This window comes from Chitinophaga parva, assembly GCF_003071345.1.
In the GTDB taxonomy this organism is placed as follows: Bacteria; Bacteroidota; Bacteroidia; order Chitinophagales; family Chitinophagaceae; genus Chitinophaga; species Chitinophaga parva.
Window position 1 is genome coordinate 693216 of record NZ_QCYK01000001.1, and the last position, 12195, is coordinate 705410.

The 12195-nt window shown below is 52.6% G+C and carries 13 protein-coding genes; 6 read left to right on the plus strand and 7 right to left on the minus strand.

The annotated features are described in order from the left end of the window. Positions 1–188 precede the first annotated feature (188 nt). Both DCC81_RS03030 and DCC81_RS03035 read left to right on the plus strand, forming a co-directional pair. Positions 189–2114, plus strand: a complete 1926-nt coding sequence (locus DCC81_RS03030) for a BatD family protein (RefSeq protein ID WP_165806413.1) — start codon at positions 189–191, stop codon at positions 2112–2114. 15 nt (positions 2115–2129) lie between these two features. Next, positions 2130–2885, plus strand: coding sequence for an SH3 domain-containing protein (locus tag DCC81_RS03035; RefSeq protein ID WP_108685113.1), 756 nt, complete (start codon positions 2130–2132; stop codon positions 2883–2885). 60 nt (positions 2886–2945) lie between these two features. Here the strand turns inward: DCC81_RS03035 and DCC81_RS03040 are convergent, their stop codons facing one another. The 6 genes from DCC81_RS03040 to DCC81_RS03065 all read right to left on the minus strand — a co-directional run bounded on the left by DCC81_RS03040 (position 2946) and on the right by DCC81_RS03065 (position 7790). Next, positions 2946–3731, minus strand: coding sequence for a sensor histidine kinase (locus tag DCC81_RS03040; RefSeq protein WP_133177514.1), 786 nt, complete (start codon positions 3729–3731; stop codon positions 2946–2948). Positions 3732–3925: 194 nt separating this feature from the next. Further along, entirely contained in the window at positions 3926–4633 is a 708-nt protein-coding gene (locus tag DCC81_RS03045) for a response regulator transcription factor (RefSeq protein WP_108685115.1), read from the minus strand. 50 nt (positions 4634–4683) lie between these two features. Continuing rightward, positions 4684–5703 carry a sensor histidine kinase gene (locus DCC81_RS03050; protein ID WP_108685116.1) on the minus strand — a complete coding sequence of 340 codons (1020 nt, stop codon included), beginning with the start codon at positions 5701–5703 and terminating at the stop codon, positions 4684–4686. Continuing rightward, the gene (locus DCC81_RS03055; protein ID WP_165806414.1) at positions 5704–6207 is read right to left on the minus strand and encodes a gliding motility lipoprotein GldH; all 504 of its coding nucleotides are present in this window, start codon (positions 6205–6207) and stop codon (positions 5704–5706) included. A gap of 27 nt (positions 6208–6234) precedes the next feature. Then, positions 6235–7110: a YicC/YloC family endoribonuclease gene (locus DCC81_RS03060; protein WP_108685118.1), complete on the minus strand. Its 876-nt coding sequence runs from the start codon at positions 7108–7110 to the stop codon at positions 6235–6237. A gap of 92 nt (positions 7111–7202) precedes the next feature. Then, positions 7203–7790 carry a pseudouridine synthase gene (locus DCC81_RS03065; RefSeq protein WP_108685119.1) on the minus strand — a complete coding sequence of 196 codons (588 nt, stop codon included), beginning with the start codon at positions 7788–7790 and terminating at the stop codon, positions 7203–7205. A 57-nt stretch (positions 7791–7847) separates the two neighbouring features. Between DCC81_RS03065 and DCC81_RS03070 the strand changes: the two genes are divergently transcribed. From DCC81_RS03070 to DCC81_RS03085, 4 genes are all read left to right on the plus strand, one after another. Beyond that, on the plus strand, positions 7848–8555 hold the full coding sequence (locus DCC81_RS03070; RefSeq protein ID WP_108685120.1) for a Crp/Fnr family transcriptional regulator: 708 nt from the start codon (positions 7848–7850) through the stop codon (positions 8553–8555). Positions 8556–8904: 349 nt separating this feature from the next. After that, entirely contained in the window at positions 8905–9177 is a 273-nt protein-coding gene (locus DCC81_RS25330; protein WP_133177515.1) for a hypothetical protein, read from the plus strand. 72 nt (positions 9178–9249) lie between these two features. After that, positions 9250–10194 carry a UDP-3-O-(3-hydroxymyristoyl)glucosamine N-acyltransferase gene (locus tag DCC81_RS03080; RefSeq protein ID WP_108685122.1) on the plus strand — a complete coding sequence of 315 codons (945 nt, stop codon included), beginning with the start codon at positions 9250–9252 and terminating at the stop codon, positions 10192–10194. Positions 10195–10327: 133 nt separating this feature from the next. After that, complete coding sequence (locus tag DCC81_RS03085; protein WP_133177516.1) at positions 10328–11005, plus strand: hypothetical protein; 678 nt, start codon at positions 10328–10330, stop codon at positions 11003–11005. Between the two features lie 47 nt (positions 11006–11052). On the opposite strand, the gene DCC81_RS03090 is transcribed toward DCC81_RS03085, so the two are convergent. Beyond that, positions 11053–12033: an NAD-dependent epimerase/dehydratase family protein gene (locus tag DCC81_RS03090; protein ID WP_108685124.1), complete on the minus strand. Its 981-nt coding sequence runs from the start codon at positions 12031–12033 to the stop codon at positions 11053–11055. Positions 12034–12195 lie beyond the last annotated feature (162 nt).

Here is a 12195-nt window from a genome sequence, read left to right on the forward strand (position 1 = left end):
CGGGTGCCGCTCATCCTTCCCCTGCTCCTTACAACCCAGGGTGAAACCGCCGGAAAACCTTATCCACAGGCCATCCCCGGCAGTTTTACCGCGGCCTTTTTTAACGTACTTTTAACGGCATAATGAAAAGCACAGGGATTGCTTTAGTTAAATTTGTCAGGCTAGTAACTATGGTCTATTCACATTTTATGCTAAGACGGGTCATTGCCCTATTACTTTTTGCAGGCTGCATGCAGGTAGCGCAGGCGCAGAACATGCGCTTCACTACCAAGGTAAGCGCCACCACCATTGGCCTGGATGAAGGACTGCAGGTGCAGTTTATGCTGGAGAACGCGCAAGGCGATGTCAATGGTTTTACACCTCCTCCTTTCAAAGATTTCGATGTGGTGCAGGGGCCCATGCAAATGCAGGGTACCTCCATCGTAAACGGTTCCCGCTCTGATTATGTATCCCTCATTTACGTGCTGCAGGCAAAGCATGTGGGCAGCTTTACGCTGGCCGCGGCTACTGTGCGGGTGAATGGAAATATCGTGCGCTCTAACCCGGTGACCATCGAGGTGGTGAAGGGCAACAACAGTGCCACGGCACCTTCTACCTCCCAGCGTGGCGGCGGCTTCCCTGGCGGAGGTTTCCCCGGTGGTGGTGGCGGTGATAATGGTAATGGCCTGCCGGAAGGGGTGCTGCGCAAAGGGGAAAATATAGATGCTAAACTGAAGAAAAATATTTTCGTGAAAGTGGCGGTGGACAAGACTTCGCTATATGAAGGGGAGCAGCTTACCGCCACCTATAAATTGTACACCCGCCTGCCTACTAATTCCAGTGTGACAAAGGTGCCTGCATTCAAAGGGTTTTCTGCCAAGGATGTAGAGCTGCCTAACCCGCCCCAGGCTACGGAAGAAGTGGTGAACGGCCTCACGTATAAAGTATTCACCATCCGCAAAACGTTGCTGTTTCCCCTGCAATCCGGCCAGCTGGAGCTGGACCCGGCTGAAGTGGACAACCAGGTAAAGTTGCTGCAGGTAACGCCCGGCAACCGGAAACGTCCCCGCGACCCGTTTGACGATATCTTTGGCGGCGATCCGTTTGATGACGACTTCTTTGGGCAGCAGGGTGAGTATGTGACCGTACCTTACAAAATTGAAAGCGCCCCGGTGACCATCAATGTAAAACCGGTACCGGCCAACCACCCGGACAGCTACACCGGCGCCGTGGGCCAGTTCCGGATGGATGCCAGCATTGATAAGGATCAACTGACCACGGACGATGCATTGACCCTGAAAGTTACCATCACCGGGCAGGGAAATGTGAACCTGCTGAATGCACCCAAGGTGTCCATTCCCGGCGCGTTTGAGCGCTATGATCCCAAGGTGACGGATGATATTGCCAAGAACAGCAATCCCCTTTCCGGTGCGCGCATTTTTGAGTTCCCCCTCATGCCACAGGAAGCCGGCGATCATGTCATACCGGCCATTGACTTCACGTACTTTGACCCGGTATCCCAATCGTTCAAGACCCTGCATTCATCGCCCTTTACCGTGCATGTAACGCCGGGTAAGCAAACCAAACATGAGAAAGAAGACTTCAGTGTAGGCAAGAACGAGCTGGCGCCCATTCACCGGGTTGTAACTTCCTGGAGCAAGGCTAGTGGCTTCTTCTTCAGCAGCGTTTGGTTCTGGCTGTTGCTGCTGCTGCCCGTGGTACCGCTGGTATGGCTGATCATGAAGAAACGCCGCGAAGATTATAACACGCAGAACGCTTCCCTGCTGAAGCACCGCAATGCCAACAAGGTGGCGCTGAAACGCCTGTCACTGGCGGCTAAATACCTGAAAGACGGCCAGCAGAAAGCGTTTTACGAAGAAACATCCCGCGCGGTATGGGGCTACCTGAGCAACAAGCTGCACATACCGTTTGCAGAACTGAACCGGCAACTGGTGACCGATAAACTGCAGCACCTGCGTGCAGACCGTACCACACCGCTCTTTGAACTGATGGACGATTGCGAAATGGCCCTGTACGCGCCTTCCGGCGGTAAAGGCCGTATGCAGCAAACCTACCAGCAGGCTATTGAGATCATCAGTAACCTGGAACAGGATCTTAAACAACAACAAGTGTAAAACCCAACATATTTCATGCGCAAGCTGATCTTCTTTTTGGTAACACTACTGGGCTTTGCCACTGCGCTGCAGGCGCAAACGCCGCAAACCACCTTCACGGAGGCCAATGAGCTGTTCCGCACAAAAAGCTATTCTGCCGCCGCGGCAAAATACCAGCAACTGATAGACCAGGGCTACCGTGATAAAGCGCTTTATTATAACGCGGGAAATGCCTACTACAAAGCCAACCACATTGGTGCCGCTGTGTACAATTATGAAAAAGCATTGCAGCTTTCCCCGCGGGATGAGGCCACCCGGCATAACCTGGACATGGTGAACCAGCAGATCCCCAACAACCCGGAAGCCTTGCCCCTGCTGTTTTTCCAGCAATGGTGGATCACCTTCACCCAACTTTTTTCTGCCAATGGCTGGGCGGTGATGTCCATTGTTTTCAGCTGGTTACTGGTAGCGGCCATTATCGTGTTCTTCTTTTATCCCGGCCGCCGGGCACCGGCTGCCAGGATAGGAATGTATGCGGGCGCTGTGCTGCTGGTAATAACCCTGGGTATGGCTGCTCTCCGCTACAGTGAGCACCTGGACACCAGCAGTGCCATTGTGATGAATGCCGCGGTAAAAGCAAAAGCAGCCCCCGATGCAGGCGCCAAAGACATGTTCGAGTTACAGGAAGGCATGAAGGTAGCGGTGCTGGACCACACCCAGGAGTACTGTAAAGTGCAGCTGGTAGATGGGAAAACCGGCTGGATAGCCTGTGATAATATCAAGACCTTATAAACAGCGTAAAACCTTGCTGGCAGCGCCTTACGGATCTTATCCCCGTAAGGCGTTTTTATTTTATACCATGGGCGCCAGCTCCCCGTCTATGCGGATGATGATGCGATTGCCCTGGTGCTCATGCTGCTCATCCAGCACCTCTTCTTCCACGATGTGGGTGCCCACGTGGAACTTGTTGCTAAGCCTGTGCAGGCGGGCGGCGGCAATCACCAGCGACTGGCGTTTGTGTTCCATTTCCGTACGGTTGTTACGCACACCATTGTCTTCCACGCGGATAAGGAGGGCACTGCCCCTGCGGTGGATATTGATGATCAGCAGGCCGCCTTCATCCTGCGGCCGTTGCAGGATATGGTGCCAGATGGCGTGTTGCACATAGGGTTGTATGACCAGGGGTGGCACCAGTATCACCTTGCCGGTAAGCTCCGGCGCCAGTTTTATCTGGTATATGAATTTGCCTTCAAAGCGCAGTTTTTCCAGCTGCATGTAGATCTCCAGCGCTTCAATGTCTTCTTCCAGTTTAATAAGGTCCTTGTTCACATTGGTGATGGTAAAGCGCATCAGCTTTGCAAAGCGGGTAAGGTAAAGGGAGGCTAGTTCCGTGCTGGTGGTAAGGATGAAGTGGTGGATGGCATTGAGGCTGTTGAAAATAAAATGCGGGTCCATCTGGGCCTGCAAGGCTTGCAGTTCCAGGCTGGCGGTATCGTTTTGCAGTCGCAGCGCCCGGTTTGCAGCGGCTTTGATGCGTCGCTCCCGCCAGTAAAAGTAAGCCACCAGTGCGCATATCGCTATTATAAACAATGCCCAGTACCAGTTAGTAGGGAGTATCCTGTCATCATATGGTATCACGTGCAAGTGGGTTGTAGTCCAATGTTAGCGGCAATATCGGGCAATTCAGGGGCAAAGGGAAACGCCAATTAATACAAGGGGGTAATTGCGGGTTATCCGGGAGCATTGCTCCCATAATTGGTCAGCAAACGAAACCGGCACCGGGGCTTGTATAAAGCGGGCCGGTGCCGGTATAATGCGGTGAAAGGGAAGGTTTATTCCGTGAATTTATATCCCACACCCCTCACGGAGTGGAAGTAGCGGGAGTTACGGCTGTCTTCCTCAAAGTACTTACGGAAATTGAGTATAAAGTTATCGATGGTACGTGTGGTGGGATACACGTTGTAGCCCCATACCACCTGCAGGATCTTTTCGCGGGTCACTACTTCCCCTTTGTTCTCGATGAGGAGCTTGAGCAGCATGGTCTCTTTCTTACTCAGCTCATAATGCCTGCCGTCTTTGCCAATGCATTCCTGTGCAGCAAAGTCTATCTGGTTGTTCCCGAAGCTGTACACATTGGGTACACTGTCTTTGTCGAGGATCTTCTTGTTCTTTACAATGAGCTTTTCCACCCGGAGCAGCAGTTCTTCCAGGTTGAAAGGCTTGGTCATGTAATCATCCCCGCCTTTCTTGAGGCCCAGTACGCGGTCTGCGCTGCTGTTCTTGGCGCTGAGGAAGAGGATGGGCACATCGTTGTTCTGTATGCGGATGTTCTCGCATACGGCAATGCCGTCCATTTCGGGCAGCATAATATCCAGGATGATGAGGTCAAAGTATTCATTCTTCACAGCTTTGAGTGCCGCGGTGCCGTTGTCCACCGCCGTCACTTCATAACCTTCCAGCTCCAGGTTGAGCTTCAGTGCTTCCTGCAGATTTTCTTCGTCTTCCACCAGCAGGATGGATGCTTTGGTAGGTTCCTTCATATTGCTGCTTTTTGCTTAATGCCTTGTAAGAATAACGTCGCTTATCAAATTTACGCAGATTGCGTGGAATATGCAGGCCAGGCAATTTCAAAAATGCTGCCGGCCGGCGTATTATCACGCACTTTAATGTAGGCCCCGTGCTGGGCCAGTATGCGCTGGCTGAGGAACAGTCCCAGGCCGGAGCCTTTGGCCTTGCGCGTGTTCTCATTGCCAATGCGGTAGAACTTCTGGAACACTTTGGCTTTCTCCGCATCCGGTATGCCCGGTCCTTCATCGGCCACTTCCAGGTACAGGCAGTCGCCTTTGGGCGCCAGGTTGATGGTGATGGGCGTGCCTTTGGGGGCGTACTTCACTGCGTTTTCCACCAGGTTGCTGATCACCAGTTCCAGCATGAATTTATCGCCATTGACCCACAGCTGGGGCAAAACATGTGCCTGTATGCTGTGGGTGCTGATCCGTCCCTGCAGGTTGCCCGTTACACGTGCCAGCAGGGCAGAGAGGTTCAGCATTTCCATGACCGGTTTAAACTTGTGCGACTCCAGCTGGGCGGCCAGCAGGATGTTATTGGTAAGGGTATTGAGGCGGTCTGTTTCGCGCAGGGTATTATCCAGCAGCTTCTTCATCTTCTCTTCATCCAGCCGGTGTTTACGGATGGTTTCCAGGTTCAGTTTCACCACAGCAATGGGCGATTTGAACTCGTGGGTCACGGCCATCATAAAGTTCTGCTGCTGGGCATTGAGGCGCATTTGCTTCCACACGGCGCGGTACACGAAGAAGGCACCCAGGAGGATGATGCCCATGAAGGTGCCGCCTTCCCCCAGGAACTTGAAGGTGCGCAGGTGCTCATCTTTTTCAATGCGCTGGAGCTCCAGCTGGTAGGCCACGGGTTGTGACAGGCTGTCTGTGCGTAGGGAAAGGTTGTTGCGTTCATACTCGGTGATCTGCTGGCTTTGGCGAAACAGGAGCAGGCCCCACCAGATCAGCGCCAGTATCACGTAGCTGAGCAGGATGATGTATAGAACGGTGATGCCCCTGCCGCTCTGCAGGTCGTTATAAAATTTTCTGATCATTTACCGGTGCCCGGCTTTTTCTACCCGCAGGCCAATGTTCATGATATCTGGCAGCGGGTTTTGCCGCATGTTTTGTTCAATACTGATCTTATACGTACCGGGCCGGTTCAGGATGGCACGCAACTGGATGGGAATGCGGTGATCGTAGATGTCGTCTGCTGCATTCATCATACCTGCGGGGGTGGCCGTCCACTTGCCGGATACGTCTTCCAGGGGCAGTTCCACGCGCTGGGCAATGGGCTGTGCACCGGGGAACTGGGTGGTGATGATCACCCAGATGTTGCTGTACGGATAGGCGTCCCTGTGGCGCACATTCACATACAGGTTGTAAAGGTAAGCGGTGTCCTCTGGCTGGAGGGTTACCTGGAATTCCGGCTTAAAATCGGCAGACCACTGGTGATTGGGCACGTCTACATTTTTCTCGTAGGTGTCCATCTTCATGGGCTGGCAGGCAGCCATTGCACAGAGGCCTGCCACGAAAAGGGCCAGGTAGGTTTTGTTCATACGGTACATTGATATTTAAGGGCCTTGCTATAAAACGTTTAATACCTGTTCCTTGGCCTTTTCCAGTTCATCCTTCATGCCCACCACCCATTGCTGGATGCCGGCATCATTGGCTTTGGAGCCGGTGGTATTGATCTCGCGGCCTATTTCCTGTAGCACAAAATTGAGTTTTTTTCCCTTGGAAGGATCGGCTTCTTTCAGCAGTTCGCGGAAGTAGCGCAGGTGGTTTTCCAGGCGCACCAGTTCTTCAGAGATGTCCAGTTTTTCCAGGTAGAAAACAAGTTCCTGTTCCAGGCGGTTGGCATCTACATTCTCTTTGCCCACATGCTCTGCCACCAGTGTTTCCAGGCGGGTGCGGATGCGGTCTTTGCGGAGCGGGTCCAGTGTTTTCACTTTTTCGCTGAAAGTGGAGATGTTGTCTATGCGCTGGGTCAGGTCTGCCTCCATCACGGCGCCTTCGTCCATACGGTGGGCATCCAGGTCGGCAATGGCCGCTTTCACGGTGCTTTCCACATCGGCCCAGTGCTCGTCAGACAGCTGGTCGGTAGCAGGGGTCACCACCTCGGGCAGTTTCATGAGCACATTCAGCATATCTTCCTGCGGGATCTGCAGGTCTTCTGCCAGGCTCACAATGCCGCGGTAGTAGAATTTGGCAAGGTCTGTATTGATCACCACGGGGCGGGTAGCACCGTTCTGTTTTACGTTGACAGTGGCGTCGATCGTACCTCTTTGCAGGGATTGCTGCAGCAGGTTACGGATCTCGAACTCATAAGGTTTCAGTTGGGGGGAAATCTTCAGGTTCACTTCGAATTGCTTACCGTTCAGCGATTTGATTTCCGCAATGATGGTGGTTTCGCCCTTCGTTACTTCCGCACGTCCAAAACCGGTCATAGATTTCAACATAAGATAAAGTTAAGAGTGACAAACCTAGCTAAATTAGGGCAAAGCACAAAGAAACCCGCATGGGATGTGGGTTGTAAAACGCAGGGCCCTGCTTACGCAAACACCAGGGCCTCCACTTCTGCCCGGGTAAGCGCGCGCATATCACCGGGCTGCATACCCTCCACCGTGAGCTTGCCAATGCGGTAGCGGATGAGGCGCAGGGTGGGGAAACCCACGGCTGCAGTCATTTTGCGCACCTGGCGGTTCTTGCCTTCAGACAATACCAGCTTTATCCAGGGCGCCGGTATGTGCCGGCGGAAACGGATGGGCGGATGGCGGTCCGGCACGGCAGGCTCATGATCGAATGCCATTGCGGTACAGCGTTTGGTACGGTATGTTTTGCCATCAATGTTAATGTCTACCCCCTGTTGCAGCCTGGTGATGGCTTCCGGTGTTATAGCGCCGTCTACCTGCACCCAGTACTCCCGCTGGTGGGCAAACTTAGGGTTCAGCAGGCGGTTATTTATGGCGGTATCATTGGTGAGCAACAGTAAGCCTTCACTGTCGAAGTCCAGGCGCCCCACCGGGTACACATCTTTGGGTACGCTGAAATAGTCGGCCAGCGTGGCTTTTCCGGGTTCCGGACTAAAACGGGTCAGTACTTCGTACGGCTTATAGATCACATAATAAACGAGCGCCACGGGCCATTGGTCTTTTGGTGAACAAGGCTCAAATTAGTACTTTTGCATAACACGCTTATGGATACATCCGCACAACATCCTGGCAATCCGCAACCGCACCGCTTATTCGCTATTTTCTCCAAAGCGGACGAGCAATACATGGAAGAACTCAACGCTGCCATGGAATGTCATCTTTACAAGAAAGGACAGATCATTTTCCACGAAGGGGCTTACTCTTTCGGCATGTACGGCATCAATTCCGGTAAGATCAAGTTATCCCATACCGGTGATGACGGACGGGAACAGATCATCCGCCTGGTAAGGGAGGGAGATATCATGGGCTTTAAGGCCCTGCTGAGCGGGGAGCGCTACACGGCCACCGCCACTGCGCTGGACGATACAGAGATCTGCTTCATCCCCAAGGAACTTTTTCTGAGCGTGCTGCAAAAGGATCCGAACCTGTCCATGGAGATGATGCGGATGCTTTCCGGAGAGCTGAGAAAGGCGGAAGTAAAGATCACGCAACTGGCCCAGAAGCCGGTGCGGGAGCGCCTGGCGGAGACGCTGATCTTCATCAAGGAAACCTACGGGCTGGAAGCCGATGGCCAAACCCTGAACGTACGGTTATCCCGGGAAGAGATAGCCAACCTGGCCGGTACTGCTACCGAAAGCGCCATCCGTTTATTGTCTGAATTTAAGAAAGACGGTATGCTGGAACTGGAAGGTAAAAAGATCCGGCTGCTGGACATTCCGCATATCCTGAAAACAGCTAACCTGCACGACTGATAACCTCTGCCAACAGCACTTTTCCTGCATCCTGACCGCCCGCTGCAACACACTGCCATAGCGGGTTACAGCATCCTGCGCCCCTTTTGTGTTTGAACATCCTTCCTGTCTTTTCCCTGTTATCCATTTTTCCCTTTAATAGCATCCGTATACCATCACTGCAGTCGCTTCCTGTCTTGTATCCCTGCATCCGTTATGCATGTTTTCACCGCATTTGTATTATAAATCAAACACCTAGCCTGCACCAGTCATCGCCCGTACCATAATACGTGGCGGCAAAGGCTGGCATTGCACCCGCCGGATACCAAAAAAGTAACTATCCCATCACCGTTACGGGCAAAAACGGGCGTTGCTGCGCCGGTACGCAAAGGGTATTCCTCCCCGTAATAAAGCAGGAAAACAAGGCTGGCAGGAAGAAGAAAGCAGTACTGATGAAAGGCTGAAACGTGCTGTGGCAGCGGGTTTGAGAGGCAATAAAAAAAGTCTGACTGCGAAAACAATCAGACTTTCTTATTATGTGAATGGGTTAGTAAGTACAGGGAAAACAAATTCCCTACACAATATTAAAAAGAATTTCATCACAAAAGAAAAAAAATGCAAAGAATTTTATTCACAACACTAAAAAATTTGTGGATAACAACAGGGTGGATGTTGCGCGCTGTGCCTACCTTTGTTCCTCACAACGACGAATTATATGAAGTTCAACGAACCGATAGCAGTCACTGAAATAGCAGCATTCATTGGCGCGGAACTGGTGGGCAACAAGGATTTGCAGGCCACCGGCATCAACGAGATCCACAAGGTTACACCGGGCGATATCTCTTTTGTAGACTTTGAAAAGTACTATAACGCCAGCCTGAATAGCGCTGCCACCATTATCATCATTAACAAAAAGGTAGACGTGCCGGAAGGCAAGGCGCTGCTGGTGCTGGATGATCCGTTCAGCGCATACGTGAAGCTGGTAAAACGCTTCCGCCCCTTTGAACCTGCCACCAAAGCCATCAGTGATACTGCGGTAATCGGCGAGGGTACGGTGATACAACCCAACGTGTTCATCGGCCATCATGTACGCATAGGCCGCAACTGTATCATCCACCCCGGTGTGGTGATCTATGACTACTCCGTGATAGGTGATAACGTGATCATACAGGGAGGTACCATCATAGGCGGCGATGCCTTTTATTTCAAGACCCGCAAAGGCCAGGAACTGAAGTTTGACAAGATGGAAAGCTGCGGCCGTGTAGTGATTGAGAACGGCGTGGAAATAGGTGCCGGCTGCACCATTGACAAGGGCGTAAGTGGCGATACCATCATAGGCCAGGGTACCAAGATGGACAACCAGATCCACGTTGGCCACGGGGTGGTGATCGGTAAGAACTGCCTTATTGCCGCACAGGTAGGTATAGCCGGTAAAACCATCATTGAAGATGACGTGACCATCTGGGGCCAGGTTGGCATTTCCAAAGACCTCACCATTGGCAAAGGCGCCGTGCTCAATGCACAAAGCGGGGTGCCCAGCAGCCTGGCAGGCGGCAAGATCTACTTCGGCACACCGGCGCTGGAAGCAAGGGAAAAGATGAAAGAACTGGCCTGGGTGAAGCGCATCCCCGAGATATGGGAGCAGCTGCATAAGAAATAGCAGTTCCGGCTTTAAGGAAAGCACATACCAGATTTCAAATTTCCAATGAGCGCCCGGGTTTCCGGGTTTGTTCGTTGGAAATTGTTTTTTGGGATATTTTGATATTGGAAATTGTTTGTTGGAAATTTATACCATGAACAAGTACTTACTGTTGCTGTGCTGCCTCGTTACGGCCTGCACCACTACCAGGCCGAAATATACAGACCCCGGGCTTTACACCATACCCCAGGAATGGGCTACCAGTTTGCATGACGGGTGGTTCAGCGCCAGGACCTACAGCCTTGGAAAATACAGTACCGGATCGCGCCAGGGCGGTATTGCAAAGGCGGGCCTGCCCCTGGCCATACAGCACCCCACAGATGCCTATTTTTATACGGTTTCCGGGCCTTCCGGGAGCCTGGCAGTACAAACCCTCAACACGGTAAGGGTAGTGTTTGGAGACCGTCCTTTGCCGGCTTACCTGAGCAGTGTGGCGGGTACTACGCCGGTGTTCTATGCCCTGGTGAATGACCCGGTGCAAAGCATGGCGCGCTGGGAGTTATTGCTGCGCAATGCCAGCTACCTGGAACTAAACCAGGATGCACCTATTGGCGTGTTGCAGCTGGATAAGGTGAGCTACCGGGTTACGGCGCATAACCATTTTGGTACCATCAACTCTTATGAAAAGGTCACTTACGAAATACAGGACCACGGCAAGCCCCTGGCGGCGGTAATGCCCGGTGCCGTGCCGCGGGTGTGGGTGAGCAGCACGGTGACGCCCCAGCAGGAAGCGCTCTTTGCCGCGGTGATCAGTACGTTGTTATTGCGGTAAATGGAAACGGATTACAGGCCCGGCTACTGCGGGGAGCAGCGTGGAGATCATTGCTCCAGGTATTGCAAATATGCTGCGCCTATCTCACGCAGGGATTGTTCCATGGGCTTGTAAGTAAAGCCTGGCAAGGCTTTGAGCAGGCGCTCATTATTGTAATATACTTTCAGCTGGGCGGTGCGGGCGGTTTCTTTGGTCACCAGGGGCTTCTTGCCGGAGAGGCTGCCTTTGATCTTTTCCATGCGCCAAACCACTTCTGCCATCCAGGGCTTTACAGCAATATGCGGTGGCTTTTTATGCATGGCCTGGGCCAGTTGTGTGAAGAGGTCCTGGTAAGACCAGTTCACCGCCGATACTACAAAACGTTTTTGCGCCACATCGCTGTCCATGAGCAGCAGCATGGCTTTCACCACATCCTGCACGTCCACAAAACCATTGATGCCGGTAGTATAGTAAGGAAATTCTTTCCAGGCGTTTTTCACCAGCGCGCCGGAGCCATCGTCCCAGAAACCGGTGCCCAGGATAATGGAAGGATTTATGATCACGGCGTTCAATCCCTCTGCTATGCCGCGCCATACTTCCATCTCGCTGCGGTACTTGCTGATGGCGTAGGCGGAGTTGTTTTTACTTTCTTCCCATTCTGCTTTCTCATCAATGGGAGCCGCTGTCTTAGACCGGCCCAAAGCAGCTACGGAGCTTACATGCAGCAGTTTCTGCACCCCCGCATCCAGGCAGGCGTTCACTATGTTTGCCGTGCCTTCTGCATTGGTATGGATCATGCGGGCACCAGCGCCGGGCTGGAAGGAAACGGTAGCGGCGGCGTGGTATACCTGTGTAACGCCCTGCAGGGCTTCTTCCAGGGAAAATACATCCAGCACATCGCCCTTTACCCATTCCACTTTATCGCGGATGTCGCTAAGCTGAACGGGAATTTCACGGCGGTACAGCGCCCGTACGGGCTTTCCTGCCTGTACCAGCGCACGCAATAAATGACTGCCTAAAAAACCCGTTCCACCGGTAACGAAAATCATGTGAGAGTGCCGCCTTTTATTGGCTGGGGCCAAAAGTAAGGGATATTGTTGATAGAATGTACAGTGTACAATGTACAACGTACAGCAAAGGGATGCTGCCGCTAGCCGTGACCACGTTTATCGTAAACCATACATTGGCCCCCACGCGATACGCGGTACATT